Annotated in this window: 25 protein-coding genes; all 25 read left to right on the top strand. The window is 62.0% G+C overall.

Features of this window, described 5'->3' with window-relative positions; all coding sequences use genetic code 11:
• Positions 1 to 45 precede the first annotated feature (45 nt).
• The gene (gene flgF / locus APH42_RS07390; RefSeq protein WP_012273526.1) at positions 46 to 786 is read left to right on the top strand and encodes a flagellar basal-body rod protein FlgF; all 741 of its coding nucleotides are present in this window, start codon (positions 46 to 48) and stop codon (positions 784 to 786) included.
• Between the two features lie 47 nt (positions 787 to 833).
• A complete protein-coding gene (gene flgG / locus APH42_RS07385; protein ID WP_012273525.1) occupies positions 834 to 1,619 on the top strand; it encodes a flagellar basal-body rod protein FlgG in 786 nt (261 codons plus the stop codon).
• A 36-nt stretch (positions 1,620 to 1,655) separates the two neighbouring features.
• A complete protein-coding gene (gene flgH / locus APH42_RS07380) occupies positions 1,656 to 2,351 on the top strand; it encodes a flagellar basal body L-ring protein FlgH (RefSeq protein WP_012273524.1) in 696 nt (231 codons plus the stop codon).
• A 12-nt stretch (positions 2,352 to 2,363) separates the two neighbouring features.
• A complete protein-coding gene (locus tag APH42_RS07375; RefSeq protein WP_049275241.1) occupies positions 2,364 to 3,473 on the top strand; it encodes a flagellar basal body P-ring protein FlgI in 1,110 nt (369 codons plus the stop codon).
• Positions 3,474 to 3,484: 11 nt separating this feature from the next.
• Positions 3,485 to 4,639 (top strand): flagellar assembly peptidoglycan hydrolase FlgJ, encoded by a 1,155-nt coding sequence (gene flgJ / locus APH42_RS07370; RefSeq protein ID WP_012273522.1) that lies wholly within the window; start codon positions 3,485 to 3,487, stop codon positions 4,637 to 4,639.
• A 12-nt stretch (positions 4,640 to 4,651) separates the two neighbouring features.
• On the top strand, positions 4,652 to 6,694 hold the full coding sequence (gene flgK, locus APH42_RS07365; RefSeq protein WP_060493041.1) for a flagellar hook-associated protein FlgK: 2,043 nt from the start codon (positions 4,652 to 4,654) through the stop codon (positions 6,692 to 6,694).
• A gap of 13 nt (positions 6,695 to 6,707) precedes the next feature.
• On the top strand, positions 6,708 to 8,270 hold the full coding sequence (locus APH42_RS07360; protein ID WP_060493040.1) for a flagellar hook-associated protein 3: 1,563 nt from the start codon (positions 6,708 to 6,710) through the stop codon (positions 8,268 to 8,270).
• Between the two features lie 287 nt (positions 8,271 to 8,557).
• The gene (locus tag APH42_RS07355) at positions 8,558 to 9,487 is read left to right on the top strand and encodes a ketoacyl-ACP synthase III (RefSeq protein WP_012273519.1); all 930 of its coding nucleotides are present in this window, start codon (positions 8,558 to 8,560) and stop codon (positions 9,485 to 9,487) included.
• A gap of 405 nt (positions 9,488 to 9,892) precedes the next feature.
• Positions 9,893 to 11,314: a flagellin gene (locus APH42_RS07350; RefSeq protein ID WP_060493039.1), complete on the top strand. Its 1,422-nt coding sequence runs from the start codon at positions 9,893 to 9,895 to the stop codon at positions 11,312 to 11,314.
• A gap of 76 nt (positions 11,315 to 11,390) precedes the next feature.
• Positions 11,391 to 11,741, top strand: coding sequence for a flagellar protein FlaG (locus APH42_RS07345; protein ID WP_060493038.1), 351 nt, complete (start codon positions 11,391 to 11,393; stop codon positions 11,739 to 11,741).
• A gap of 83 nt (positions 11,742 to 11,824) precedes the next feature.
• On the top strand, positions 11,825 to 13,213 hold the full coding sequence (fliD, locus tag APH42_RS07340) for a flagellar filament capping protein FliD (RefSeq protein WP_060493037.1): 1,389 nt from the start codon (positions 11,825 to 11,827) through the stop codon (positions 13,211 to 13,213).
• A 127-nt stretch (positions 13,214 to 13,340) separates the two neighbouring features.
• Positions 13,341 to 13,742 carry a flagellar export chaperone FliS gene (gene fliS / locus APH42_RS07335; RefSeq protein ID WP_060493036.1) on the top strand — a complete coding sequence of 134 codons (402 nt, stop codon included), beginning with the start codon at positions 13,341 to 13,343 and terminating at the stop codon, positions 13,740 to 13,742.
• A complete protein-coding gene (locus tag APH42_RS07330) occupies positions 13,723 to 14,052 on the top strand; it encodes a hypothetical protein (RefSeq protein WP_012273514.1) in 330 nt (109 codons plus the stop codon). The genes fliS and APH42_RS07330 overlap by 20 nt, the downstream gene beginning before the upstream one ends.
• 168 nt (positions 14,053 to 14,220) lie before the next feature.
• Positions 14,221 to 15,696, top strand: coding sequence for a transcriptional regulator FleQ (fleQ, locus tag APH42_RS07325; protein ID WP_060493035.1), 1,476 nt, complete (start codon positions 14,221 to 14,223; stop codon positions 15,694 to 15,696).
• Positions 15,697 to 15,905: 209 nt separating this feature from the next.
• Positions 15,906 to 17,123, top strand: coding sequence for a PAS domain-containing sensor histidine kinase (locus APH42_RS07320; RefSeq protein ID WP_060493034.1), 1,218 nt, complete (start codon positions 15,906 to 15,908; stop codon positions 17,121 to 17,123).
• Positions 17,123 to 18,478 (top strand): sigma-54 dependent transcriptional regulator, encoded by a 1,356-nt coding sequence (locus APH42_RS07315; RefSeq protein ID WP_060493033.1) that lies wholly within the window; start codon positions 17,123 to 17,125, stop codon positions 18,476 to 18,478. The genes APH42_RS07320 and APH42_RS07315 overlap by 1 nt, the downstream gene beginning before the upstream one ends.
• Before the next feature lie 87 nt (positions 18,479 to 18,565).
• A complete protein-coding gene (gene fliE, locus APH42_RS07310; RefSeq protein WP_003254438.1) occupies positions 18,566 to 18,898 on the top strand; it encodes a flagellar hook-basal body complex protein FliE in 333 nt (110 codons plus the stop codon).
• Between the two features lie 15 nt (positions 18,899 to 18,913).
• A complete protein-coding gene (fliF, locus tag APH42_RS07305; RefSeq protein WP_012273510.1) occupies positions 18,914 to 20,692 on the top strand; it encodes a flagellar basal-body MS-ring/collar protein FliF in 1,779 nt (592 codons plus the stop codon).
• A complete protein-coding gene (gene fliG, locus APH42_RS07300; RefSeq protein ID WP_003254434.1) occupies positions 20,685 to 21,704 on the top strand; it encodes a flagellar motor switch protein FliG in 1,020 nt (339 codons plus the stop codon). Before fliF ends, fliG begins: the two co-directional genes overlap by 8 nt.
• Positions 21,705 to 21,740: 36 nt before the next feature.
• On the top strand, positions 21,741 to 22,523 hold the full coding sequence (fliH, locus tag APH42_RS07295; RefSeq protein WP_012273509.1) for a flagellar assembly protein FliH: 783 nt from the start codon (positions 21,741 to 21,743) through the stop codon (positions 22,521 to 22,523).
• Positions 22,513 to 23,868 carry a flagellar protein export ATPase FliI gene (gene fliI / locus APH42_RS07290; protein ID WP_012273508.1) on the top strand — a complete coding sequence of 452 codons (1,356 nt, stop codon included), beginning with the start codon at positions 22,513 to 22,515 and terminating at the stop codon, positions 23,866 to 23,868. The genes fliH and fliI overlap by 11 nt, the downstream gene beginning before the upstream one ends.
• Positions 23,869 to 23,874: 6 nt before the next feature.
• The gene (gene fliJ, locus APH42_RS07285) at positions 23,875 to 24,327 is read left to right on the top strand and encodes a flagellar export protein FliJ (RefSeq protein ID WP_060493032.1); all 453 of its coding nucleotides are present in this window, start codon (positions 23,875 to 23,877) and stop codon (positions 24,325 to 24,327) included.
• A 114-nt stretch (positions 24,328 to 24,441) separates the two neighbouring features.
• Positions 24,442 to 24,747 carry an STAS domain-containing protein gene (locus tag APH42_RS07280; RefSeq protein WP_012273506.1) on the top strand — a complete coding sequence of 102 codons (306 nt, stop codon included), beginning with the start codon at positions 24,442 to 24,444 and terminating at the stop codon, positions 24,745 to 24,747.
• Positions 24,748 to 24,755: 8 nt separating this feature from the next.
• Positions 24,756 to 26,447, top strand: coding sequence for a fused response regulator/phosphatase (locus tag APH42_RS07275; RefSeq protein WP_060493031.1), 1,692 nt, complete (start codon positions 24,756 to 24,758; stop codon positions 26,445 to 26,447).
• Positions 26,448 to 26,495: 48 nt separating this feature from the next.
• Entirely contained in the window at positions 26,496 to 26,843 is a 348-nt protein-coding gene (locus APH42_RS07270) for an Hpt domain-containing protein (RefSeq protein ID WP_060493030.1), read from the top strand.
• The last annotated feature ends 36 nt before the right edge of the window (positions 26,844 to 26,879 follow it).

Here is a 26,879-nt window from a genome sequence, read left to right as displayed (position 1 = left end):
AACCTGCCAAGTGACAGCGCGGCAGCGACGCGCAGAGGAGATACTGTGGACAAGTTGCTTTATGTGGCCATGACCGGTGCCAGCCAGAACGCGCTGGCGCAGAAGGCCCACGCCAACAACCTGGCGAACATTTCCACCAACGGTTTTCAGCGTGACCTGGAGCAGGCCCGTTCGATGCCGGTGTTTGGCGACAGCTTTCCGGCGCGCGCCTTTGCCATGACCGAGCGCCCGGCCACCGACTTCAGCGAAGGTCCGTTGGTTGAGACGGGGCGTGACCTGGATGTTGCCGTGACCGGCAAGGGGTTCATCGCCGTGCAGGCACCGGACGGCAGCGAGGCTTATGTGCGCACCGGCAGCCTGAACATCGATGCCCTCGGCGTGCTGCGTGCCGGCAATGGCATGCCGGTGATGGGCAACGGTGGCCCGATCGCCATCCCGCCAGAGCAGAAAGTGGAGGTGGGCGCCGACGGCACCATCAGCATCCGCTCCATGGGTGAAGACCCGCGGGTGATGGCCGAGGTCGACCGCATCAAGCTGGTCAACCCAGACACCAAAGGCCTGACGAAGGGCCTGGATGGCCTGATCCACACCACCTCCGGCCAGCCGGCCGATGCCGACGTCAACGTGCGGGTGGTGGCAGGCTTCCTGGAAGGCAGCAACGTCAATGCTGTCGAGGAAATGACCTCGGTGCTGGCGCTGTCTCGCCAGTTCGAACTGCACGTCAAGATGATGAACACGGCCAAGGAAGGCGACGAAGCCATGGCTCGGGTTTTGCAAATCGGCTAATCACTTTTGAACGGGTGCCGTAAAACAGGCGCACGAGGAGAACTTACATGCTTCCGGCTCTTTGGGTCGCTAAAACCGGCCTGTCCGCCCAGGACACCAACCTGACGGTCATTTCCAACAACTTGGCCAACGTCTCGACCACCGGCTTCAAACGTGATCGCGCCGAGTTCGCCGACCTGCTCTACCAGATCAAGCGTCAGCCTGGTGCCCAGTCCACCCAGGACAGCGAGCTGCCTTCGGGCCTGCAAGTCGGTACCGGTGTGCGCATTGTCGGCACCCAGAAAAGCTTCGTCGCCGGCAGCCTGCAAACCACCGAAAACCCGCTGGACATGGCGGTCAACGGCCGTGGTTTCTTCCAGATTCTGCAGCCGGACGGCACCGTTTCGTACACCCGTGACGGTACCTTCCACCTGAACTCCGACGGCCAGATCGTCACCGCCAATGGCTACGCCCTGGAGCCTGCTGTCGTGGTGCCAAACGATGCGCAGACCTTCACCGTCGGCCAGGACGGCACTGTGTCGATCACCACCGCCGGCAACCCGGCAGCGCAGGTGATCGGCAACATCCAGACCGCCGACTTCATCAACCCGGCTGGCCTGCAGGCAATCGGCGACAACCTGTTCCTCGAGACCGCCGCCAGTGGTGCGCCACAAGTCGGCACCCCAGGCTTGAACGGTTTCGGCACCACCCAGCAGCAGACCCTGGAAAACTCCAACGTCAGCACCGTGGAAGAGCTGGTGAACATGATCACCACCCAGCGTGCCTACGAGATGAACTCCAAGGTCATTTCCACCGCCGACCAGATGCTGTCGTTCGTAACCCAGCAGCTCTAAGCCCTGTCACTCCGTTGCACCCGTGAGGTAAGCGTCATGAATCGTCTGTTGTCCGTTTTCGCCCTGGGGGGGGCGGTGTTGCTGGCAGGTTGCGTCGCGCCGACGCCCAAGCCCAACGACCCGTACTACGCGCCGGTGTTGCCGCGCACCCCATTGCCGGCAGCGGCCAACAACGGTTCGATCTACCAGGCTGGCTTCGAGCAGAACCTGTACAGCGACCGCAAGGCGTTCCGGGTGGGTGACATCATCACCATCACCCTCAACGAGAAAACCTCGGCCAGCAAGAACGCGGGCTCGCAGATCCAGAAGAACAGCAAGGCCGACATCGGCCTGACCTCGCTGTTTGGCAGCACACCGAACACCAACAACCCGTTCGGCGGTGGTGATTTGTCGCTGGAAGCCGGCTACAACGGCGAGCGCGCCACCAAAGGCGACAGCAAGGCCACCCAGGGCAACACCCTGACCGGTTCGATTACCGTGACCGTGGCCGAAGTGCTGCCCAACGGCATCATCGCCGTGCGCGGCGAGAAGTGGCTGACCCTGAACACCGGCGAAGAGCTGGTGCGCATTGCCGGCATGGTGCGTGCCGACGATATCGCCACCGACAACACCGTGCCGTCCACCCGTGTGGCCGACGCGCGCATCACTTATTCCGGTACTGGCTCGTTCGCCGATGCCAGCCAGCCTGGGTGGCTGGACCGCTTCTTCATCAGCCCGCTTTGGCCTTTCTGAGTACGGATGACCATGTTCAACGTGAGGCAGCTGATTGCCGCAACCCTGCTCCTGTCCTGTGCCTTTGCGGCCCAGGCCGAGCGCCTGAAGGACATCGCCAGCATTTCTGGCGTGCGTTCCAACCAGTTGATCGGTTACGGCCTGGTGGTGGGCCTGAACGGTACGGGTGACCAGACCACCCAGACGCCGTTCACCCTGCAAACCTTCAACAACATGTTGTCGCAGTTCGGCATCAAGGTGCCGGCCGGTTCCGGCAACGTGCAGTTGAAGAACGTGGCGGCGGTGTCGGTGCATGCCGACCTGCCGGCGTTCGCCAAGCCTGGCCAGGTGGTGGACATTACCGTTTCCTCGATCGGTAACTCCAAGAGCCTGCGCGGTGGCAGCCTGCTGATGACCCCGCTCAAGGGTATCGACGGCAACGTCTATGCCATTGCCCAGGGCAACCTGGTGGTGGGCGGCTTCGACGCTGAGGGCCGTGACGGGTCGAAAATTACCGTCAACGTGCCGTCGGCTGGCCGTATTCCGGGTGGTGCCAGTGTCGAGCGTGCGGTGCCGAGCGGCTTCAACCAGGGCAATACCCTGACCCTGAACCTCAATCGCCCCGACTTCACCACCGCCAAGCGCATCGTCGACAAGGTCAACGACCTGCTCGGCCCAGGTGTGGCGCAGGCCGTGGACGGTGGGTCGGTGCGGGTCAGTGCGCCGATGGACCCAAGCCAGCGTGTGGATTACCTGTCGATCCTCGAAAACCTCGAAATCGACCCAGGCCAGGCGGTGGCCAAAGTCATCATCAATTCGCGTACCGGCACTATCGTCATCGGCCAGAACGTCAAGGTGTCGCCGGCGGCGGTCACCCATGGCAGTCTGACCGTGACCATTACCGAAGACCCGATCGTCAGCCAGCCGGGGGCCTTCTCCAATGGCCAGACCGCCGTGGTGCCGCGTTCGCGGGTCAATGCCGAGCAGGAAGCCAAGCCAATGTTCAAGTTTGGCCCAGGCACCACGCTGGATGAAATCGTCCGCGCGGTGAACCAGGTGGGCGCCGCGCCCGGCGACCTGATGGCGATCCTCGAAGCCCTGAAACAGGCCGGCGCCTTGCAGGCCGACCTGATCGTGATCTGAGGACGGCGCGGATGAACATCAAAAGCCAGGTTTCCGGCAGAGTCGACAGCGGCGCCTATACCGACCTTAACCGCCTGAGTGCCCTCAAGCACGGTGACCGCGACAGCGAAGCCAACGTGCGCAAGGTGGCCCAGGAGTTCGAGTCGCTGTTCATCAGCGAAATGCTCAAGGCCTCACGCAAGGCCAGTGACGTGCTGGCCGACGACAACCCGATGAACACCGAAACGGTCAAGCAGTACCGCGATATGTACGACCAGCAGTTGGCCGTGAGCATGTCCCGTGAAGGGGGGGGGATCGGCTTGCAGGACGTACTGGTGCGTCAGCTGACCAAGGGCCGCAGTGCGTCGGTCAACACCAGCCCGTTCCCGCGCGTCGATAACAGTGGCCCGGCATTGTGGGGCAACAAGGTGGCAGAGCCGGTGCATGCCACGGACGCGTCCACGACCCGCAACGACGTCGCTGCGCTCAACTCGCGGCGCCTGGCCTTGCCGAGCAAGCTCACCGACCGCCTGCTGGCCGGTATCGTGCCATCGGCGGCCACCACCAATACCGCCGCTGTGCCAGCCCGTGACGGCCAGCAAGTGGCCAAGGCCTTCGCCGTGCCCGACAACGGCCTGCGCATTGTCGGCCGTGCCGTGGCCCAGCCACCGCTGGCGCCGAACAAGGCGTTTGCCGACAGTGATGAATTCGTCGCCACCATGTTGCCGATGGCCGAGCAGGCCGCCAAGCGCATTGGTATCGACCCACGCTACCTGGTGGCCCAGGCCGCGCTGGAAACCGGCTGGGGCAAGTCGGTGATGCGCAACAGCGATGGCAGCAGCAGCCACAACCTATTCGGCATCAAAGCCACTGGCAGTTGGCAGGGCGAGCAGGCGCGGGCGATCACCAGCGAATTCCGCGATGGCCAGTTCGTCAAGGAAACGGCGGCGTTCCGCAGCTACGACTCGTACCAGGACAGCTTCCACGACCTGGTAAGCCTGTTGCAGAGCAATTCGCGCTATCAAGATGCGCTGGACTCGGCCGATAACCCTGAGCAGTTTGCAAGAGAGCTGCAAAAGGCAGGTTATGCGACCGACCCGGGCTATGCGAGAAAGATCATCAGCATCGCCCAGCAAATGCAGTCAACCCCGCAGTACGCCATGGCTGGCAGAACCACGAATCTATAAAAGGACTAAATCATGTCGAGCCTGATTTCGATCGGCCTGAGTGGCCTGAGTGCCAGCCAGGCGGCCTTGTCGGTAACCAGTAACAACATCGCCAACGCCGCGACCAGTGGCTATTCGCGCCAGCAGACGATTCAGGCAGCGGGGGCCTCGCACAACATCGGCGCCGGGTTCCTGGGTACAGGTACCACGCTGGCGGATGTGCGCCGCATTTATAGCTCCTACCTGGACAACCAACTGCAGACCGCCACCTCGTTGCAGGCGGACTCGGTTGCCTTCCAGGACCAGATCACCAGCATCGACAAGCTGCTGGCCGACCGTGACACCGGCATCAGCTCGGTGCTCACCGCATTCTTCTCGGCCCTGCAGACTGCAGCGGCCAAGCCCGGTGACGTCGCTTCGCGCCAGCTGCTGCTGACTCAGGCGCAAACCCTGAGCAACCGTTTCAACGCAGTGAGCACCCAGCTCACCCAGCAGAATGCCACGATCAACTCCCAGCTCGACACCATGGCCGGCCAGGTCAACAAGCTGACCGCCAGCATTGCCGAGTACAACAAGCAGATCGCCGCGGCCAGCGGCACTGGCAACACCCCTAACAGCCTGTTGGATGCGCGCAGCGAAGCGGTGCGTCAGCTTAACGAGCTGGTGGGTGTCACGGTGCAGGAGCGTGACGGCAACTACGACGTGTACTTGGGCAGCGGCCAGTCGTTGGTAACCGGCAACAAGGCCAACACCCTGTCGGTAGAGCCTGGTGCTGCCGACAAGAGCCAGGCCAGCCTGCGTATCAACTACGAGTCGTTCAGCTCTGATGTGACCTCGGTGGTGACCGGTGGCGCGATCGGTGGCCTGTTGCGCTATCGCCAGGATGTGCTGACGCCGTCGATGAACGAGCTGGGGCGCGTTGCCCTGGTGGTGGCTGACAGCATCAACAGCCAGTTGGGCCAGGGCCTGGATGCCAATGGCCAGTTCGGCAGCTCGCTGTTCTCCAGCATCAACAGTGCCACTGCCCTTGCGCAGCGCAGCCTGGCCTCGTCGAACAACAGTTCCGGCTCTGGCAACCTGGATGTGACCATCGCCAACAGCGGTGCGCTGACCACCTACGACTACGAGGTCAAGTTCACCAGCGCCAACCAGTACAGCGTGCGCCGTTCCGACGGCACCGACATGGGCAGCTTCGACCTCAACGCCGACCCGGCGCCGGTGATCGACGGCTTCAGCCTGTCGCTGAACGGTGGCGGCCTGGCGGCAGGCGACAGCTTCAAGGTTATCCCTACGCGCGCTGCGGCCGGCAGCATCACCACCACCCTGACCGATGCCAACAAGCTGGCCTTCGCCGGGCCCATCAGCGCCACCTCGGGCAGCGGCAACAGCGGCACGGGCACCATCACCCAGCCGACCCTGGGCGAATCGCTGGACATCTACGGCGGCGCCGACACCGCGCTGATCCAGCAGTCGATTCGCGACTCGATGCCGGTGCGCGTGGTGTTCGATGCTGCCAGCGGTGGTTCTCAAGGCTACAAGTTGTTCGATGCCAAGGGCACCCAGATCGGCACTGGCAGCGTGGTGCCGGGTACGGACAACAAACTGTCGATTGCCGTGCCGATGCTCGATGCGGCCGGAAACCCAATCAAGGATGCCAGCGGCAACCCGCGTACCTTCAGCGTCGAGACCACTATCGGCGGCAGCCCGGCAGCCAATGACAGCTTTACCCTGTCGTTCAATGCCGACGGCAAGGCCGACAACCGCAACGCCACGGCGCTGCTTGGCTTGCAGACCAAATCGACGGTCAACACCGGTTCTGGCGGCGGCACCAGCTTCACCTCGGCTTATGCTTCGCTGGTCGAGCGCGTAGGTGCCAAGGCCAACCAGGCGACCATCGACACCACGGCGACCGAGGCGGTGCTCAAGTCCGCCAGTGAAAGCCGCAGCGCGGTGTCCGGGGTCAACCTGGATGACGAAGCGGCCAGCCTGGTCAAGTTCCAGCACTACTACACGGCGTCGTCGCAGATCATCAAGGCGGCGCAAGAAACCTTCAGCACCCTGATCAATGCTTTGTAAGGAGTAGACTCTCGTGCGTATTTCCACTGCTCAGTTCTATGAGGCCAGCGCCAGTAGCTACTCCAAGAACTTCTCCAGCATGAACAAGACCAATGATCAGGTGACGTCGGGTATCCGTATCCAGACCGCCGCCGATGATCCGGTCGGTGCTGCGCGCCTGCTGTTGCTGCAACAGCAGCAGGCGTTGTTGGACCAGTACAGCGGCAACATCAATACCGTCAGCAATTCCCTGCTGCAGGAGGAGAGCGTGCTCTCCACCATCAACGACGCCATGCAGCGTGCCAGCGAGCTGGCGATCCGTGCCGGTGGCGCCGGGGTGACCGACTCTGATCGTACGGCCATCAGCACCGAGCTGAAGGAGATCGAGGCCAACATCTTCGGCCTGCTCAACTCGCGCGATGCCAACGGCGACTACATGTTTGGCGGCTCCAAAAGCACTACGCCGCCCTATGTGCGCAATTCCGATGGCACCTACAGCTACCACGGCGACCAGACCCAGCTGAGCTTGCAGGTGTCCGATACCCTGAACCTGGCTACCAACGACACGGGTTTCAGCATCTTCGACTCGGCCAGCAACAAGAGCCGCACCCAGTCGACCCTGCTGGTGCCTGCCACCGACGATGGCGTGGTCGGGGTGTCGTCAGGCCTGATGACCTCGAGCACCAGTTACAACAACAGCTTCACGGCAGGCCAGCCATACAAGCTGACCTTCACCAGCGCAACCCAATACACCATCACCGATGCCAATGGCCGGGACGTTACGTCTGAAACCCCTACCAACGGTACATTCGACAGCAAGACGGAAGGGGCCAACCGCATTGCCCTGCGTGGCGTGGAGTTCGAAATCACCGTTACCCTGGAAGAGGGCGCCGATGCCGATGCGGCGGTGGCAGGGCGCGAGTTTTCCCTGGAGGCACGCCCAGACTCGTTCAATGCCACGCGTAACGGCAACAACACGTCCAGTGCCCAGATCACCAGCAGCAGCGTGACCGACGAAGCTGCCTATCGCAGCACCTTCCCCAGCAATGGCGCGGTGATCAAGTTCACAGGTCCTGGCGCTTACGAGCTCTATGCCCAGCCGCTGACGGCCGATAGCAAGGCGATAGCCACGGGTACCTTTACCGCGCCGTCGTTGACCGTGGCCGGGGTGACTTACCAGGTGGCCGGTTCGCCGGAGGCGGGTGACCAGTTCGCGGTCACTGCCAATACCCACCAGAACCAGAACGTGCTGGAAACCATCAGCCAGCTGCGTGCTGCGCTGGACACGCCGGTGACCGGTGCTGGCTCGGCCAATGCGTTGAAGGACGCGGCAGCTTCGGCCATCGCCAACCTGGCCAGCGCCCGTGAGCAGGTGGACATCACTCGGGGTTCGATCGGCGCCCGTGGCAACTCGCTGGAGATCCAGCGCCAGGAGAACACCAGCCTGGGCCTGGCCAACAAGACCACCCAGAACGCCATCGGCAACACCGACATGTCGCAGGCGGCCATCACCCTGACCTTGCAACAGGCCATGCTGGAGGCCTCGCAGCTGGCTTTCTCGCGTATTTCCCAGCTGAGCCTGTTCAACAAGCTTTAAGCTGCCCTTTCGCGACACAAGGCCGCCCCCACATCGGCCTTGTGTCCGCCTGGTCATTCCTCGAATTCCCCAGTCTCCACACCATTGGCACGGCTTTCGTAGCATTTCAATGTGACCAATGAGTCAAAACGGTCATCTTCCCTGTATTCTATGCAGCAGCTGTTGCAGCATTTTGTTACCGGTGCGCAGGCGAGCTCTGCCTTCAACCCCTGGCGGTGACGCTCCGGTATTTGGCGCCCTCAATTCATCGAGTGGTGGTCTTTGGCTGTTTTCATTGGGAAGCCAGAATGATTGGCATCAAAAGCATCGCGAGTTACGTGCCCACCGCTGGCCTGGACAACTACGTCCAGGGTGCGAAGTTCGGCAAGGACGAAGAGTTCATGTTCGGCAAGATCGGCGCCTCGTTCCTGCCGCGCAAGGCCGAAGAACAGGAAACCTCCGACCTGTGCGTGGAAGCCGCCCGGGCCCTGTTCGCCAGCAACCCCGACCTTGATCCGCAATCGATCGATGCGTTGATCGTGGTCACCCAGAACGGTGACGAAGAAGGCCTGCCGCACACCGCCGCCATCGTCCAGAGCAAACTTGGCCTGTCGACCCGCGTGGCGGCGTTCGACGTGTCGCTGGGCTGCTCGGGCTACGTGTATGGCCTGTATGCGATCAAGGGCTTCATGGAGGCGGCAGGGCTGAAGAATGGCCTGCTGATCACCGCCGACCCGTATTCGAAGATCGTCGACCCGGAAGACCGCAACACCACCATGCTGTTCGGCGATGCCGCCACGGCTACCTGGATGGGTGAGGATGCGGTGTGGAACCTCGGTCAGGCGCGTTTTGGTACTGACGGTTCCGGTGCCGAGCACCTTAAAGTCACTGACGGCAAGTTCTTCATGAACGGCCGCCAGGTGTTCAACTTCGCCTTGGTCAAGGTGCCGGCGCACCTGCATGAACTGCTGGATGCCAGTGGCCTCAAGTCGTCGGATATCGACGCCTTCTGCATCCACCAGGGCAGTGCGGCGATTGTCGACGCCGTGGCGCGACGCTTCGAAGAGCAGCACCCGGAGAAGTTCGTTAAAGACATGCTGGAAACCGGCAACACCGTGTCCTCCAGCGTGCCGCTGCTGCTGCAGAAGCACATGCTCGACGGTAGCTGGAAGCGTGTGGCGATCAGTGGCTTTGGCGTGGGCCTGTCGTGGGGCTCGGCCATCCTCTATCGCGACTGATGCTCTCTGCTTCAAGAAAAGCGCCCGGCGGCCACCGCCCGGCGCTTTTTTATTGCCTGTCATAAAGCGCTGGCCTGGTGCGCGCTCTGTGGGAACGGGTTCACCCGCGAACACCGGCGACGCCGGTGCCATCCACCGTCGCCTTCTTCGCGGGTAAACCCGCTCCCACAGGGATAGCGGGTTGTGCAAAAAGCGGTATTCAGCCCGTTACACAAGGTTTTTGACGCCAATAAACCGCCCTTAAACCCTTGATTTCCCAAGGCTGGCCCCATGCCAGCATTTTTTTTTCGAAAAACCCCTCAAGCAACCCGCGCATCCGACGATAACTATTACGAAGGTTCTCTAGGCCAATCCGGCGGTTGCCAAGGCCGGAAGCCGCAGTACCCATCCAACGAGGATTTCGTCATGGCTTTAACTGTAAACACCAACATTGCGTCGATCACCACTCAGGGCAACCTGACCAAGGCTAGCACTGCCCAGGCCACCTCGATGCAGCGTCTGTCCTCGGGTCTGCGCATCAACAGCGCCAAAGATGACGCTGCTGGCCTGCAGATCAGCAACCGTCTGACCAGCCAGATCAACGGCCTGGGCCAGGCTGTGAAGAACGCCAACGACGGTATCTCGATCGCCCAGACCGCTGAAGGCGCAATGCAGGCTTCGACCGACATCCTGCAGAAAATGCGTACCCTGGCACTGTCCTCGGCTACTGGCTCCCTGAGCCCCGACGACCGTAAGTCGAACAACGACGAATACCAGGCTCTGACCGCAGAACTGACCCGTATCTCGCAGACCACCACCTTCGGTGGCCAGAAGCTGCTGGACGGTTCGTACGGCACCAAGGCCATTCAGGTCGGCGCCAACGCCAACGAAACCATCAACCTTTCGCTGGAAAACGTGGCAGCCAACAACATTGGCTCCCAGCAGATCAAGAGTGCTACCGCTACGCCAATAGTTGGTGGTCTCGTAGGTGGTAACACAATCACCGTTACTGGTAACGGTCAGAGTGAAGACTATGCCGTTGCCGCTAAAGCTTCTGCAAAGGATATTGCCAAAGGTCTGAATGGCCTGATCGGTGGCCTGACCGCATCGGCTAGCACCGAGGTAAGTTTTGCTGTTGACTCTACCAAAGCCTCTGCATCTGCTGTCGGTTTCACTTTGGAAGTAGGTACCCAGAAGGTTGATATTCTTGGGGTTACCAGCAATTCGGGTCTGGCTGACCAGTTGAAATCCAACGCCGCGAAGCTCGGTATCAGTGTTAACTACGACGAAACCAACGACACGCTTTCGATTAAGTCCGACACCGGTGAAAACGTCTCGTTCTCTGCTTCGGCAGGCGACACTACCGCTGTGGATATTGCAACTAAAGGCGCTGACGGTAAGTACAGCAGCACAGCCAAGCTTGCTGATGGCTTGATTGCGAACGGTGCGGTATCGCTTGACTCTGCGAAAGGCTATGCGCTGACAGGTACCGGCGTGGCTGCGGTATTTGGTACTAGCACAACCTCTCAAAAAACCTCCATTGCACAGACTGATGTAACCGACGCGACCAACGCCCAGAACGCCCTGGCCGTTATCGACAAGGCCATCGGTTCGATCGACAGCGTCCGTTCGGGCCTGGGTGCTACCCAGAACCGTCTGCAAACCACTGTCGACAACCTGCAGAACATCCAGAAGAACTCCACCGCTGCTCGCTCCACCGTGCAGGACGTGGACTTCGCTTCGGAAACTGCCGAGCTGACCAAGCAGCAGACTCTGCAACAGGCTTCGACTGCAATCCTGTCGCAGGCTAACCAGCTGCCATCTTCGGTCCTGAAACTGCTTCAGTAATTCAGGCGCCTGAGTAAAGGGTGAAAGGGCGCGTTTACGTGCCCTTTTGCCCTTTTTGACATGAGGAGTTCGAAACATGGACATGAGTGTCAAGCTGAGCCAGGTGTATCCGTCCGTGTTACCCCAGGCGCCAGTCGCTGATCGGGACCCCGCTGCACCTGCCAAAGTGCAGGAAGCCGCCGCCCCCGAAAAACAGCCGCACTCGCGCGAAGACCTGGAAAAAGCGGTTGGCGAGATTCGAGATTTCGTCCAGTCGAGCCAGCGTCAGCTGGATTTTTCCATTGATGATTCAACTGGTCGGGTCGTGGTCAAGGTAATTGCCACCCAGTCCGGTGAGGTGATCCGACAGCTGCCGTCGGAGCTTGCGCTGAAGTTGGCGCAAAGCCTCAGTGAAGCCAGCAGCCTGCTGTTCGATGATCAGGCATAGGCTGGCATGATTTTTGTTGCTGTCGACCCTTTTATGGATTTATCCGCCAAGGATCCGGCAGCTACTGAACAAGGAGAGCAATGATGGCAGGTACAACAGTCAGCGGTATTGGCTCCGGCATCGATACTCAGGCGATCGTCGATTCGCTGGTGGCCGCGCAGAAAGCGCCGAAACAGGCGCAGATCAATACGCAAACGCTGAAGGCAACCACCACGTTGTCCTCTATTGGCAAGATTCAGGCGGCCCTGGATGCGTTTCGCGGCGCCTTGACCAACATGACCGACACGAATAGTTTTGGTGGCCTGAGCCTGAAGTCTTCGGACGAGAAGGTCGCAACCGTGACCATGGGTACCGGGGCTGCCAACGGTTCGTTCAAGTTGATTGTCGACAAGCTGGCGACGGCATCGAAGGTTTCGACCAAGGTTTACGCCAAAGGTGCGGGCTCGGTAGTAAATCCCGGCAGCACGCCGACCACCTTGACGATGACTCAGAATGGCAAGCCCTACGATCTGAGTGTTCCTGCCGGTGCAACCTTGCAGCAGGTGCGCGATAGCATCAATAGCCAGTTTGGTACGGCGGGTCTGAGTGCCAACGTGCTGACGGATGCCAATGGCTCGCGCCTGGTTGTTACCTCCACCAAGATGGGCGAAGGCTCCGATATTACGCTTTCGGGCAACTCGGGTATCGATACCGGCTATACCGTGGTCGAAGAGCCGGCAGACGCCGAGTACACGCTCGACGGTGTTGCCATGAAGTCCAAGACCAACGACATCAACGATGCCGTCAGCGGGCTCAATATCAAGTTAGTGGGTACGTCGCCGACAAATGCTACGAGTGGTGAAAAGACAGCGACTATTCTCTCGTTGACTACCAGTTCCGCCACATTGAAGTCGGGGCTGAAGGGGTTCATCGATACCTATAATGCCTTGCTCACTGTGATGAACGCAGAAACCAAGGTCACCAAGAATGCCGATGGCTCCATGACTGCTGCGGCGCTGACCGGTGATGCCACGATGCGCACTTTGATGACGTCTATTCGTGAAGAGCTCAATGCAGTATCCGGCAACGGTACCTTGAAATCGCTCGCCGCCTTCGGTGTTACCTCCGCTCAGGATGGCGGTGCGCTTAGTCTCGACGACAAGAAGTGGGAGAAGGCTGCTTCCACCAATGCTGCGGACCTGACCAGTATTTTCAATGGCAAGGATGGCCTGCTGGCACGCTTGCAAAAGGTGACCGAGCCCTTCGCCAAGGCCAGCACCGGCACCCTCGCCGAACGCTCCAAGGTCCTGAGCGAAAGCCTGACCAAGCTCAAGACCGAGCAGGACACCCTGGACGCCCGCATGGAAGCCCTGAAGAAGAGCCTGCAAGACAAGTACAACAACATGGATACCCTGGTCACCCAGCTGCGCCAGCAGCAGAGTTCCGTGCTCAGCACCCTCAACGCACTGAACAAGTCGAACAGCGACGATTAATCCGTGAACATTGCATGGAGTCCGGGCATGATGCCGGGCTTCATGTCATCGGCCGGTAAAGTTTTTCGCCGCCTGCCCGATACAAGGAATATCTCCCCCTTAAGCCTGCCCGTCACGAGGTCGCAAGATGAATCCCATGAGAGCCCTTCGTCAGTACCAGAAGGTCAATTCCCATGCCCAGATTTCCGAAGCCACACCCCATCGCCTGGTGCAGATGCTGATGGAAGGCGGCCTCGATCGCATGGCGCAGGCCAAGGGTGCCATGGCGCGTGGCGACATTGCGGAAAAGGGCCTGATGCTCGGCAAGGCGATCGACATCATCATTGGTCTTCGCGATGGTCTGCAGCCCGAAAAAAGCGAAAACCCGGAGTCTGTAGAGAAGCTAGACGCCCTCTATGTCTACATGACCAATCGCCTGATGCAGGCCAACGTCGACAACGATGCCGGCATTATCGACGAAGTTGCCCAGCTGCTGATTACCGTGAAAAGTGGTTGGGATGGCATTGCCGATGCTCAGCCTGCCAGCTGAAGGCAAGGAGATTACCGTGACCGCACTGCAACGCCTCGATGACACCTGCGACGCCCTGATCGGCGCCTTGGGTGAGCGTGACTGGGAAGCCATCGCCAAGCTGGATGTGGCGTGCCGCACGTGCATCGACGAGGTGCTGGAAACCCACGCGATGGACCAGGCGTTGCTGCGCGAGAAGCTGGAAGGGGTGCTGCAGGTCTACCGCAACCTGATCGACGTGACAACCGGTGAACGCCAAGCAATTGCCGAAGAGATGATGCAGATCAATCAAGCGAAAAATGCTTCGAAGGTTTACCATCTGTTCAGTTAAGATGCGCACAACTTAACAAAAGGCGCCATAAATTTGACTGTGTGGGCCTTTTTGACTTTACTAGTGGCTGTTTTCGAATTTCAGACGTCCGAACACTGACCATTCAGTCGGAATGATGTCGAGCATGCCCCTGCAGGGCGCCGATATGACTAGGGAAGTTGCTATTGCATGTGGCGTGAAACCAAGATTCTGCTGATCGATGACGACAGCGCGCGCCGCCGCGACCTTGCGGTGGTGCTGAACTTCCTCGGCGAAGAAAACCTCGCGTGCGCCAGCCATGACTGGCAGCAGGCGGTGGAGCCTTTGTCCTCGAGCCGCGAAGTGCTGTGCGTGCTCATCGGTACCGTAAATGCTCCGGGCAACCTTCTTGGGCTGCTTAAGACAGTGGCTGCCTGGGATGAGTTCCTTCCGGTTCTGCTTTTAGGTGAAATTTCTTCTGCAGAGTTGCCAGAGGACCTTCGCCGCCGGGTGCTTTCCAACCTGGAAATGCCGCCAAGCTACAGCCAACTGCTGGATTCGCTGCACCGTGCCCAGGTTTACCGCGAAATGTACGACCAGGCGCGCGAGCGCGGTCGCCAGCGCGAGCCCAACTTGTTCCGCAGCCTGGTAGGCACCAGCCGTGCCATCCAGCATGTGCGGCAGATGATGCAGCAAGTGGCCGATACCGATGCCAGCGTGCTGATCCTGGGTGAGTCGGGCACTGGCAAGGAAGTGGTGGCGCGCAACCTGCACTACCATTCCAAGCGCCGTGAAGCGCCATTCGTGCCGGTCAACTGCGGTGCGATCCCGGCTGAGCTGCTGGAAAGCGAACTGTTCGGCCACGAGAAGGGTGCCTTTACCGGGGCGATCACCAGCCGTGCCGGGCGTTTCGAGCTGGCCAATGGCGGCACCCTGTTCCTCGACGAAATCGGTGACATGCCATTGCCGATGCAGGTCAAGCTGCTGCGCGTGCTGCAAGAGCGCACCTTCGAGCGCGTGGGTAGCAACAAGACCCAGAGCATCGATGTGCGCATCATCGCCGCGACGCACAAGAACCTCGAGAACATGATCGAGGATGGCACCTTCCGTGAAGACCTGTACTACCGCCTGAACGTGTTCCCCATCGAGATGGCGCCGCTGCGTGAGCGGGTAGAAGACATCCCGTTGCTGATGAACGAGCTGATTTCGCGCATGGAGCACGAGAAGCGCGGGTCCATCCGTTTCAACTCCGCGTCGATCATGTCGCTGTGCCGCCACGGCTGGCCGGGCAACGTGCGTGAGTTGGCCAACCTGGTCGAGCGCATGGCGATCATGCACCCGTACGGGGTGATTGGCGTGTCTGAACTGCCGAAGAAATTCCGCTATGTCGACGATGAAGACGAGCAGATGGTCGACAGCCTGCGCAGTGATCTGGAGGAGCGCGTGGCCATCAATGGCCACACGCCGAACTTCAGCAACCATGCCATGCTGCCGCCTGAAGGCCTGGACCTCAAGGACTACCTCGGCAGCCTGGAGCAGGGGCTGATCCAGCAGGCGCTGGACGATGCCAACGGTATCGTTGCGCGCGCGGCGGAACGTTTGCGTATTCGTCGTACCACGCTGGTGGAGAAGATGCGCAAGTATGGTATGAGCCGCCAGGGTGGCGAGGATCAGGCAGAAGATTGACCTTGTTGGGGGTGGTGTTCGCCTCGGCTTCTTTGGTGCCTGTCAGATTGAGCGCCGCCCGCGCGGCGCTCGATTTCCGCCCCACCACATCCCTCAGTCATGCCCGAGTCATGCCCCAGTTATACATTTAACCCCATCCTCGGCACGGCTATTGCTACACCGCTGGCAACACACCGTTTTTATGACGGTCAGCCACGCGAGAGAGCACGATGCCCCAGGCCGCCCACATAACCCGAGCCCCCGATCAACAGGGGCAAACCCCGGTCGAGCAGGACAGCCGCCTGGGTATCGAGCAAGCCTTCACCCTGTTCAATCAGGTATCCAGCCAGCTGAGCCAGTCCTACAGCCTGCTCGAAGCTCGGGTCAGTGAGCTCAAGGGTGAGCTGGCCGTGGTCAGCGCCCAGCGCATTGACGAACTCAGCGAAAAAGAACGCCTGGCCAACCGCCTGCAGAACCTGCTGGACCTGCTGCCTGGCGGGGTGATCGTGATCGATGGTCAGGGCCTGGTGCGCGAAGCCAACCCGGCCGCCTCCCAGCTGCTTGGCGAGCCGCTTATCGGCCAATTGTGGCGCCAGGTAATCGCCCGCAGCTTCGCCCCGCGCAAGGATGACGGCCACGAAGTCTCACTGCGCGACGGCCGCCGCCTGTCGATCGCCACTCGCTCGCTGGATGCCGAACCCGGCCAGTTGGTGCTGCTCAACGACCTGACTGAAACCCGTCGCCTGCAAGACCAGCTGGCACGTCACGAGCGTCTGTCGTCGCTGGGGCGCATGGTCGCCTCGCTGGCCCATCAGATCCGCACACCGCTGTCGGCCGCCATGCTCTACGCCAGCCACCTGGCCGATGACGAGCCGGCACTGAGCGCGGAAACCCGCCAGCGCTTCGCCGCTACCTTGAAAGAGCGTCTGCATGAGCTGGAGCACCAGGTGCGTGACATGCTGGTATTCGCCCGTGGCGAGTTGCCGCTGGGTGATCGGGTGACCCCGAAAGCCTTGTTCCAGGCCCTGCAGCAAGCGGCTCAGGCGCATGTGCAGGGGCACGCCGTGCGCTGGCAGTGTGACAGCCACCTGGGTGAGCTGCTGTGCAACCGCGACACCCTGGTCGGCGCTTTGCTCAACCTGATCGAAAATGCCCTGCAGGCCAGCGACGGCCCGGCGCGGCTCAAGGTGCACCTGTACCGCCGCGAATGCAGCTTGCACCTGTGCGTCAGCGATGCCGGCAGCGGCATCGATGCTGATTTGCTCGGCCGCCTGGGTGAGCCGTTTCTTACCACCAAGGCCACAGGTACGGGCTTGGGCCTGGCTGTAGTCAAGGCGGTGGTGCGGGCGCACCAGGGCACGATCAACCTGCGCTCGAAGGTAGGCCGGGGTACCTGTGTGCGGGTAGAACTGCCCTTGATCGACGGGCAATTGGCGGAGGGTGTGTAATGGCGGTCAAGGTGCTGCTGGTCGAGGACGACCGCGTATTGCGCCAGGCGCTGGGCGATACCTTGGAAATCGGCGGTTTCGCCTACCAGGCCGTGGGAAGTGCTGAGGAGGCGCTGGAGGCTGTGCGGGGTGACGCCTTCAGCCTGGTGGTCAGTGACGTGAACATGCCTGGCATGGATGGGCATCAGCTGCTGAGCCAGCTGCGCCGCCAGCAACCACAGCTGCCGGTGTTGTTGATGACGGCGCACGCTGCCGTCGAGCGTGCGGTCGAGGCCATGCGCCAGGGCGCCGCCGATTACCTGGTCAAGCCGTTCGAGCCCAAGGCGCTGTTGAGTCTTGTGCAGCGCCATGCCGCCGGGCGAGTGACCGGCGAAGAGGGGCCGGTGGCCTGCGAGCCGGCCAGCCGCCAACTGCTGGAGCTGGCCGCACGGGTTGCGCGCAGTGACTCGACCGTGCTGATTTCCGGCGAGTCCGGTACCGGCAAGGAAGTGCTGGCGCGTTACATTCACCAGCAGTCGCCACGTGCCACGCAACCCTTCGTCGCGATCAACTGCGCGGCGATCCCCGACAACATGCTCGAAGCCACCCTGTTCGGCCACGAGAAGGGGGCGTTCACCGGCGCTATCGCCGCCCAGGCCGGCAAGTTCGAGCAGGCCGAAGGCGGCACCCTGCTGCTCGACGAAATCTCGGAAATGCCCATGGCCTTGCAGGCCAAGCTGCTGCGCGTGCTGCAGGAGCGCGAAGTGGAGCGGGTGGGCGGCCGCAAGCCGATCAGCCTCGACATTCGTGTGCTGGCCACCACCAACCGTGACCTGGCGGGCGAAGTGGCAGCTGGGCGCTTCCGCGAAGACTTGTACTACCGCTTGTCGGTGTTCCCGCTGGCCTGGCGCCCGCTACGTGAGCGCCCAGGCGATATCCTGCAGCTGGCCGAGCGCTTGCTGGCGCGGCATGTGGCCAAGATGAAGCATGCCCCGGTGCGCCTATCGCCGCAGGCACGCGCTTGCCTGCAGGCCTATGCCTGGCCAGGCAATGTGCGCGAACTGGACAACGCGTTGCAGCGGGCGCTGATCCTGCAACAGGGTGGCGTGATCGAGGCGGCGGATTTTTGTCTGGCAGGCGCCATTCCGTTGTCGGCTGGCACGGAGCCATCGCTTGAGGTGGCCGCTGAGGCCAGCGGCCTGGGTGATGACATGCGCCGTCACGAGTACCAGATGATCATCGACACCCTGCGCGCCGAGCGCGGCCGCCGCAAAGAGGCGGCCGAACGCCTGGGGATCAGCCCGCGTACCTTGCGCTATAAGCTGGCGCAGATGCGTGATGCCGGGTTTGACGTCGAGGCCAGCCTTTTCGGTTGAGCTGCAAGGCTGGCACCTTTGTTGCTTTACGTAGGCTATTCGCCGCATGAGTGTCAAAAAAATGCGGCCGCAGGAGAGAGAAGGGTCATGAGCCAAGGTGTTGAATTCAATCGTCTGATGTTGGACATGCGGGCCATGCAGGCCGATGCCATGTCGCTGCCCAAGGTCACCGCAGCACCAGAGCTGGCGCCTGGGCAAAGTACCTTCGCCGACATGCTCGGCCAGGCCATCGGCAAGGTGCATGAGACGCAGCAGGCTTCGACCCAACTGGCCAACGCCTTCGAAATCGGCAAGAGCGGCGTCGACCTGACCGACGTGATGATCGCTTCGCAAAAGGCCAGCGTGTCGATGCAGGCCATGACCCAGGTACGCAACAAGCTGGTCCAGGCGTATCAGGACATCATGCAGATGCCGGTTTGAGGACGGATGTAACCCATGGCTGAAGCAGTCGTCGAAAACGCCCCCGCCAAGGCTGGCTCGCCAGCGGCCAAGCCGCCGTTGTTTGGCATGGCGTTTCTGGAAAACATCTCGCAGATGCCCATGCTGCGCCAGATTGGCCTCATGGTTGGCCTGGCGGCCAGCGTGGCCATTGGCTTTGCCGTGGTGCTGTGGTCGCAACAGCCCGATTACCGTCCGTTGTACGGCAGCCTGTCGGGCATGGACACCAAGCAGGTCATGGATACCCTGGCCGCTGCTGACATCCCCTACAACGTGGAGCCCAACTCGGGTGCTCTGCTGGTCAAGGCCGACGACCTCTCCCGTGCGCGCCTGAAACTGGCAGCCGCCGGCGTAGCGCCAAGCGACGGTAATGTCGGTTTCGAACTGCTCGACAAGGAGCAGGGCCTGGGCACCAGCCAGTTCATGGAGGCCACTCGCTACCGCCGCAGCCTCGAAGGCGAACTGGCGCGCACTGTTTCCAGCCTGAACAACGTCAAGGCCGCGCGCGTGCACCTGGCCATCCCGAAAAGCTCGGTGTTCGTGCGTGATGAGCGCAAGCCCAGCGCTTCGGTACTGGTCGAGTTGTACCCGGGTCGCGCCTTGGAAGCCGGGCAGGTGATGGCCATCGTCAACCTGGTAGCCACCAGTGTGCCGGAACTGGACAAATCCCAGGTCACCGTCGTCGACCAGAAGGGCAACCTGCTGTCCGAGCAGATCCAGGATTCATCACTGACCCAAGCCGGCAAGCAGTTCGACTACAGCCGCCGGGTAGAGAGCATGCTCACCCAGCGTGTGCACAACATCCTGCAGCCGGTGCTGGGCAATGACCGTTACAAGGCCGAAGTGTCCGCCGACCTCGACTTCAGCGCGGTCGAGTCCACCTCCGAACAGTTCAATCCCGACCAGCCGGCACTGCGCAGCGAGCAGTCGGTCGATGAACAACGTGCCAGCAGCCAAGGCCCGCAAGGCGTGCCAGGCGCGCTGAGCAACCAGCCGCCGGGCGCCGCGTCGGCACCGCAAACCACCGGTGGCGCTGCCACGCCAGCTTCGGCCATTCAGCCGGGCCAGCCGCTGGTCGATGCCAACGGCCAGCAGATCATGGACCCAGCCACCGGCCAGCCGATGCTCGCGCCATACCCGTCAGATAAACGTCAGCAAAGCACCAAGAACTTCGAACTGGACCGTTCCATCAGCCATACCCGCCAGCAGCAAGGCCGCATGACCCGTCTGTCGGTGGCGGTGGTGGTGGACGATCAGGTCAAGCTCGACCCTGCCACGGGTGACGCCACCCGTGCGCCGTGGGCTGCCGAGGACCTGGCGCGCTTTACCCGCCTGGTGCAGGACGCCGTCGGCTTCGATGCCAGCCGTGGCGACAGCGTGACGGTGATCAACGTGCCGTTCGCCGCCGACCGTGGCGAGGAAATCGCCGACATCGCCTTCTACCAGCAGCCGTGGTTCTGGGACATCGTCAAGCAGGTGCTGGGTGTGGTGTTCATCCTGGTGCTGGTGTTCGGTGTGCTGCGGCCGGTGCTCAACAATATTACAGGGGGCGGCAAGCAGGCTGCCTCGGATAGCGACATGGAGCTGGGCGGCATGATGGGTCTGGATGGCGAGTTGGCCAACGACCGCGTCAGCCTGGGTGGCCCGACAAGCATTCTGCTGCCTAGCCCGAGCGAGGGTTACGAGGCACAGCTCAACGCAATCAAAGGCCTGGTGGCCGAAGACCCGGGCCGTGTCGCCCAGGTCGTGAAAGACTGGATCAACGCCGATGAGTGATAACCGAGCCGTTACCGCCAAGCTGAGCCGCGTCGACAAAGCGGCGATCCTTCTGCTCTCGCTGGGCGAGACCGATGCGGCCCAGGTGCTGCGGCACATGGGGCCCAAGGAAGTGCAGCGGGTGGGTGTGGCCATGGCGCAGATGGGCAATGTGCACCGTGACCAGGTCGAGCAGGTGATGAGCGAATTCGTCGACATCGTCGGCGACCAGACCAGCCTGGGCGTGGGGTCCGACGCGTACATCCGCAAGATGCTCAACCAGGCGCTGGGCGAGGACAAGGCCAATGGCCTGGTCGACCGCATCCTGCTTGGCGGCAACACCAGCGGCCTGGACAGCCTCAAGTGGATGGAACCACGCGCGGTGGCCGACGTGATCCGCTACGAGCACCCGCAGATCCAGGCCATAGTGGTGGCCTACCTCGACCCTGACCAGGCTGGTGAAGTGCTGAGCAACTTCGACCACAAGGTGCGCCTGGACATCGTCTTGCGCGTGTCGTCGCTGAACACCGTGCAGCCGGCGGCGCTGAAGGAGCTTAACCAGATCCTCGAGAAGCAGTTCTCGGGCAACTCCAACGCCGCACGCACCACCCTGGGTGGTATCAAGCGTGCTGCCGACATCATGAACTTCCTCGACAGCTCGGTGGAAGGTGCGCTGATGGATGCGATCCGCGAAATCGACAGCGACCTGTCGGAGCAGATCGAGGACCTGATGTTCGTCTTCAACAACCTGGCCGACGTCGACGACCGGGGTATCCAGGCACTGCTGCGCGAAGTGTCGTCCGACGTGCTGGTGGTGTCGCTCAAGGGTGCCGACGAGCGGGTCAAGGACAAGATCTTCAAGAACATGTCCAAACGTGCCTCGGAACTGCTGCGCGACGACCTGGAGGCCAAGGGGCCGGTGCGGGTCAGCGACGTGGAAACGGCGCAGAAGGAAATCCTCACCATCGCCCGTCGCATGGCCGAGGCCGGCGAGATCGTGCTCGGCGGCAAGGGTGCCGAGGAAATGATTTAAGCGGCAAGCTTCACGCTTTGACCAACAGGCATTTCAATGTCCACCAAAGAACATCACCCCAGCGACCTGATCCGTGCCCGCGACCTAGAGGGCGTGGACGTATGGGCGCTGCCTAGCTTCGACCCCGAGCCAGAGCCCGTCCCCGAGCCTGAGCCGGAGCCTGAGGTCATCGAGGAAGAAGTCGAGGAAGTGCCGCTGGAAGAAGTCCAGCCGCTAACCCTGGAAGAGCTCGAAGCCATCCGCCAGGAGGCCTACAACGAGGGCTTCGCCACCGGTGAGCGTGAAGGCTTCCACAGTACCCAGCTTAAGGTCCGCCAGGAAGCCGAAGAGGCTCTGAAGGCCAAGCTGGAAAGCCTCGAGCGGCTGATGGCCAACCTGATGGAGCCGATTGCCGAGCAGGACACGCAAATCGAGAAGTCGCTGGTACACCTGGTGGCGCACATGACCCGTCAGGTGATAGGTCGCGAGCTGCGCAACGATTCCAGCCAGATCACCCAGGTGTTGCGCGAAGCGCTCAAGCTGCTGCCCATGGGCGCGGACAATATCCGCATCCACCTCAACCCGCAGGATTTCGACCTGGCCAAGGCCCTGCGAGAGCGCCATGAGGAAAGCTGGCGGCTGCTGGAAGACAGCGCACTGCTGCCTGGCGGCTGCCGCATTGAAACGGCCCACAGCCGTATCGACGCGACCATGGAAACACGTATCGAAAAAGCCGTTGCACAACTGTTCGACCAGTTGCACGACCATTCCCTGCACCCGGCGGCGCCAGACATGTCGGTAGACCTGGGCAGTCCGGTGGATACCGCTGATGCACCTTGAGCGCACCAGTTTCGGCAAGCGCCTGGGCACCTACGCCGAGGCCATCGAACTGCCGGCGCAACCTGTCGTTGAAGGCCGCCTGCTGCGCATGGTCGGCCTCACCCTGGAAGCCGAGGGCCTGCGCGCCGCAGTAGGCAGCCGTTGCCTGGTGATCAACGACGACAGTTACCACCCGGTGCAGGTCGAGGCCGAAGTCATGGGCTTTTCCGGGCCCAAGGTGTTCCTCATGCCGGTTGGCAGCATCGTCGGCATTGCCCCGGGCGCCCGGGTGGTGCCGCTGGATGACGGCGGCCGCCTGCCCATGGGCATGAGCATGCTGGGGCGGGTGCTCGACGGCGCCGGCCGCGCGCTGGATGGCAAGGGCGGCATGAAGGCCGAGGACTGGGTGCCGATGGACGGCCCGGTGATCAACCCGCTCAACCGCGACCCTATCAGCAAGCCACTGGATGTGGGCATTCGCAGCATCAACGGTCTGCTTACTGTCGGCCGTGGTCAGCGATTGGGCCTGTTTGCCGGTACCGGTGTGGGTAAATCGGTGCTGCTGGGCATGATGACACGCTTCACTGAAGCCGAAATCATCGTGGTCGGCCTGATCGGTGAGCGGGGGCGCGAAGTGAAGGAATTCATCGAGCATATCCTCGGTGAGGAGGGCCTCAAGCGCTCGGTGGTGGTGGCCTCGCCGGCTGACGATGCGCCACTGATGCGCCTGCGTGCCGCCATGTACTGCACGCGCATTGCCGAGTACTTCCGCGACAAAGGCAAGAATGTGCTGTTGCTGATGGACTCGCTCACCCGTTTCGCCCAGGCTCAGCGGGAAATCGCCCTGGCCATCGGCGAGCCGCCGGCCACCCGGGGTTACCCGCCATCGGTGTTCGCCAAGCTGCCAAAGCTGGTGGAGCGGGCAGGCAATGGCGAGCCGGGCGGTGGTTCGATCACGGCGTTCTATACCGTGCTGTCCGAGGGCGACGACCAGCAGGACCCTATCGCCGACTCGGCACGGGGTGTGCTCGACGGCCACTTTGTGCTGTCGCGCCGGCTGGCTGAGGAAGGCCATTACCCGGCTATCGACATCGAAGCCTCGATCAGCCGGGTCATGCCCCAGGTGGTCGATGCCGACCACTTGCGCCAGGCGCAGAAGTTCAAGCAGCTGTGGTCGCGCCTGTCGCAAAGCCGCGACCTGATCAGCGTGGGTGCCTACGTGGCGGGTGGTGACCCGGAGACCGACCTGGCCATTGCCTTGCAATCGAAGCTGGTGGAGTTTCTGCGCCAAGGCCTGCGTGAAAACGTGGGTATGGCGCAGAGCCGCGAACAGCTGGGGGCGATTTTCACGCCCCCGGCAGGCTGATAAGCCATGGCGCTGCCCGGACGCGCCGCGCGCCTGGCGCCGGTGGTGGACATGGCCGAAGAGGCCGAGCGCAAGGCGGCTCAGCGCCTTGGGCACTTCCAGCAGCAGGTGGTCACGGCCCAGGCCAAGCTGGCCGAGCTGGAGCGCTTTCGCGAGGATTACCAGTTGCAGTGGATCAACCGCGGCGGGCAGGGCGTCAATGGCAGCTGGCTGGTCAACTACCAGCGTTTTCTTGGGCAGTTGGAAGCGGCCATGACCCAGCAGCGGCAAAGCCTGGTCTGGCATCAGAACAACCTCAACAACGCCCGTGGTGTCTGGCAGCAGGCCTATGCCCGGGTGGAAGGGTTGCGCAAGCTGGTGCAGCGCTACATGGACGAAGCCCGGCGCGCTGAAGACAAGCGTGAGCAGCGGTTGCTGGACGAACTGTCCCAGCGCCTGCCTCGGCAGAGTCATTTATAGGTCTCGGGTGCTTGCCCTGGCACTTTCTGCGCCTGTGCCGAGCACTTGTCACCCCCGGCATCGCCTGCTAAACCTTAAGGAGTTGCATCCGCCATCATCGAAGGAATCGCTAGCATGGCAGTCGAGACTGATTTTTCGCAGGACGGGAAAAAGCTGACGATCAAGGTCAAGGGTCGCTTCGATTTCGGCAAGCATCAGGAATTTCGCGATGCCTACGAACGTCAGCCCGATCGGCCCGATTCGGTGGTCGTCGACCTGAAGGACACCACCTACCTCGACAGTTCCGCGCTCGGCATGCTGCTGTTGCTGCGCGACCACGCGGGCGGCGATGAGTCCGATGTGCGGGTGGTGCATGCCAGCTCTGACGTGCGCAAGATCCTCGCCATTTCCAATTTCGAAAAACTCTTCGATATCAGTTGAGCGCCGACATGCCGGCCGAACAGGCGTTGACCGTGCTGGTCGCCGAGGACGGGGCCGCCGACCGCCTGTTGTTGGCGCAGATCGTGCGCCGTCAGGGCCACCAGGTCGTCACCGCGGAAAACGGCGAGCAGGCGGTAGCGCTGTTCATCGAGCGGCGCCCGCAGTTGGTGCTGCTCGATGCGCTGATGCCGGTGATGGACGGCTTCGAGGCGGCGCGGCAGATCAAGGCCCTGGCGGGCGAAGCGCTGGTGCCGATCATTTTCCTGACCTCGCTGAACGAGGAGGAAGGCCTGGTGCGCTGCCTGGAAGCGGGTGGCGATGACTTCATGGCCAAACCCTACAGCGCGGTGATCCTCGCCGCCAAGATACGCGCCATGGACCGCCTGCGCCGGTTGCAGGCCACTGTGCTGGAGCAGCGCGACCAGATTACCCGGCACCATCACCACCTGCTGAACGAGCAGCGGGTGGCCAAGGCAGTGTTCGACAAGGTGGCCCACTCCGGCTGCCTTGGCGCGCCCAACATCCGCTACCTGCAATCGCCCTACGCGCTGTTCAATGGCGACCTGATGCTGGCAGCGTTTACCCCGGCCGGCGATATGCGCGTACTGCTCGGCGATTTCACTGGGCATGGCTTGCCGGCGGCGGTCGGCGCCATGCCACTGGCCGAGGTGTTCTACGGCATGACCGCCAAGGGCTACGGTATGGCGCAGATCCTGCGCGAGATGAACGCCAAGCTCAAACGTATCCTGCCAGTGGACATGTTCTGCTGCGCGCTACTGCTCAACCTCAGTATGCAGCGCGGTTCGGTGGAGGTTTGGAATGGCGGCATGCCTGATGGTTATCGCCTGTCGGTGGATGGCCAGGTGCTGTCGGTGCTGAATTCACGGCACCTGCCGCTGGGCATTCTCGCTGCCGAGCGCTTCGATGACAGCACTGAAGTGTTGCCGCTGGCGCCGGGCGAGCGCCTGTTGCTGCTGTCGGACGGCGTACTCGATACCGCCGACGACCAGGACCGCTTGTTTGGCGTGCAGCGCCTGCGTCGGGTGCTGGCCGACAACCGCGACCCAGCGCAGTTGTTCGATGAACTGATGCAGGCCCTGGAGCGCTTTGGTGGGCGCCCACGCGATGACATCAGCTTGTGCGATATTCGCATGTTCACCGCCGAGGAGCGGGTGCCGGCGCCGATGATCTACTCTGATAGCGGCCGCTCCAGCCCGCTGGACTGGTCGCTGGGCTTCGAGGTGCGTGGCGAGAGCCTGAAACGCTTCAATCCGGTGCCGTATCTGGTGCAGTTGTTGCAGGAAATTCACGGCCTGCGCGCGCGCACCGGCAGCCTGCACAGTGTGCTCAGCGAGTTGTATTCCAATGCATTGGAGCATGGTGTGCTGGGCCTGGATTCTCAGCTCAAGCGCGATGTGCAGGGCTTTGCCGACTATTATCAGGAGCGCGCGCGGCGCCTGGGGTCGTTGACAGGCGGCTTTGTAAGCATCGATTTCAAGGTTGAACCCCATGGCGACGGTGGCCGTCTGAAGATTCAGGTGCGCGACAGCGGTGCCGGCTTCGACGTGCAGCGGGTACTTGCGCGGCCCTCGCGGGATCAGGGGCTTAGCGGCCGTGGTCTGAACCTGGTTCGGCGGTTGGCCAGTGACGCGCGCTGGAGTGATGGCGGGCGTTGCGCGCAAGTGGAGTTCGTATGGTGAGCCACCAGCTGGCTCGGGCATAATCTGGCTTGATCAAGGAGTGAACAAGTGTCTGACCTGCATATTGACCACAAGGTACTCAGCGACCTGCGTGAAGTCATGGAAGAGGGTTACCTGCAGTTGGTACAAACCTTTCTCGACGACTCCGAACGGCGCCTGGGCCAGCTGCACGCGGCCAAAAGTGCCGAAGAGCTGGGTGCAGCCGCTCACAGCTTCAAGGGCAGCAGCAGCAACATGGGGGCGGTGGCCCTGGCCAACCTGTGCCAACAGCTGGAAGAGCGCGCACGGCGGCCCCCGCTGTACGGTATTGAAGACTTGATCAGCCGCATCGACCTGGAATTCGTCGAGGTGCAGCGCTTCTACCGTGGTGAGCAAGAACGTATTTCCGCAGGCTGATTCGCGAGTTGGCGCGAGTCTTGCCTGTCTCTGTCC

Source organism: Pseudomonas sp. NBRC 111140 (assembly GCF_001320885.1).
GTDB classification, from domain to species: Bacteria; Pseudomonadota; Gammaproteobacteria; order Pseudomonadales; family Pseudomonadaceae; genus Aquipseudomonas; species Aquipseudomonas putida_P.
The sequence above is the reverse complement of the archived record's forward strand: the minus strand, read 5'-3'. Positions and strand labels throughout refer to the sequence as shown.

What these genes read in the sequence shown, in the direction of transcription:
- flgG (WP_012273525.1), top strand. Translation starts at nt 834, where the DNA reads ATGCTTCCGGCTCTTTGGGTCGCTAAAACCGGCCTGTCCGCCCAGGAC.
- flgH (WP_012273524.1), top strand. Translation starts at nt 1,656, where the DNA reads ATGAATCGTCTGTTGTCCGTTTTCGCCCTGGGGGGGGCGGTGTTGCTG.
- APH42_RS07350 (WP_060493039.1), top strand. Translation starts at nt 9,893, where the DNA reads ATGGCTTTAACTGTAAACACCAACATTGCGTCGATCACCACTCAGGGC.
- flgK (WP_060493041.1), top strand. Translation starts at nt 4,652, where the DNA reads ATGTCGAGCCTGATTTCGATCGGCCTGAGTGGCCTGAGTGCCAGCCAG.
- fliI (WP_012273508.1), top strand. Translation starts at nt 22,513, where the DNA reads ATGCACCTTGAGCGCACCAGTTTCGGCAAGCGCCTGGGCACCTACGCC.
- APH42_RS07315 (WP_060493033.1), top strand. Translation starts at nt 17,123, where the DNA reads ATGGCGGTCAAGGTGCTGCTGGTCGAGGACGACCGCGTATTGCGCCAG.
- APH42_RS07375 (WP_049275241.1), top strand. Translation starts at nt 2,364, where the DNA reads ATGTTCAACGTGAGGCAGCTGATTGCCGCAACCCTGCTCCTGTCCTGT.
- fliD (WP_060493037.1), top strand. Translation starts at nt 11,825, where the DNA reads ATGGCAGGTACAACAGTCAGCGGTATTGGCTCCGGCATCGATACTCAG.
- APH42_RS07275 (WP_060493031.1), top strand. Translation starts at nt 24,756, where the DNA reads ATGCCGGCCGAACAGGCGTTGACCGTGCTGGTCGCCGAGGACGGGGCC.
- APH42_RS07355 (WP_012273519.1), top strand. Translation starts at nt 8,558, where the DNA reads ATGATTGGCATCAAAAGCATCGCGAGTTACGTGCCCACCGCTGGCCTG.
- APH42_RS07320 (WP_060493034.1), top strand. Translation starts at nt 15,906, where the DNA reads ATGCCCCAGGCCGCCCACATAACCCGAGCCCCCGATCAACAGGGGCAA.
- fliG (WP_003254434.1), top strand. Translation starts at nt 20,685, where the DNA reads ATGAGTGATAACCGAGCCGTTACCGCCAAGCTGAGCCGCGTCGACAAA.
- fliJ (WP_060493032.1), top strand. Translation starts at nt 23,875, where the DNA reads ATGGCGCTGCCCGGACGCGCCGCGCGCCTGGCGCCGGTGGTGGACATG.
- fliF (WP_012273510.1), top strand. Translation starts at nt 18,914, where the DNA reads ATGGCTGAAGCAGTCGTCGAAAACGCCCCCGCCAAGGCTGGCTCGCCA.
- flgJ (WP_012273522.1), top strand. Translation starts at nt 3,485, where the DNA reads ATGAACATCAAAAGCCAGGTTTCCGGCAGAGTCGACAGCGGCGCCTAT.
- fliH (WP_012273509.1), top strand. Translation starts at nt 21,741, where the DNA reads ATGTCCACCAAAGAACATCACCCCAGCGACCTGATCCGTGCCCGCGAC.
- fleQ (WP_060493035.1), top strand. Translation starts at nt 14,221, where the DNA reads ATGTGGCGTGAAACCAAGATTCTGCTGATCGATGACGACAGCGCGCGC.
- APH42_RS07330 (WP_012273514.1), top strand. Translation starts at nt 13,723, where the DNA reads ATGCTCAGCCTGCCAGCTGAAGGCAAGGAGATTACCGTGACCGCACTG.
- APH42_RS07280 (WP_012273506.1), top strand. Translation starts at nt 24,442, where the DNA reads ATGGCAGTCGAGACTGATTTTTCGCAGGACGGGAAAAAGCTGACGATC.
- fliE (WP_003254438.1), top strand. Translation starts at nt 18,566, where the DNA reads ATGAGCCAAGGTGTTGAATTCAATCGTCTGATGTTGGACATGCGGGCC.
- APH42_RS07345 (WP_060493038.1), top strand. Translation starts at nt 11,391, where the DNA reads ATGGACATGAGTGTCAAGCTGAGCCAGGTGTATCCGTCCGTGTTACCC.
- fliS (WP_060493036.1), top strand. Translation starts at nt 13,341, where the DNA reads ATGAATCCCATGAGAGCCCTTCGTCAGTACCAGAAGGTCAATTCCCAT.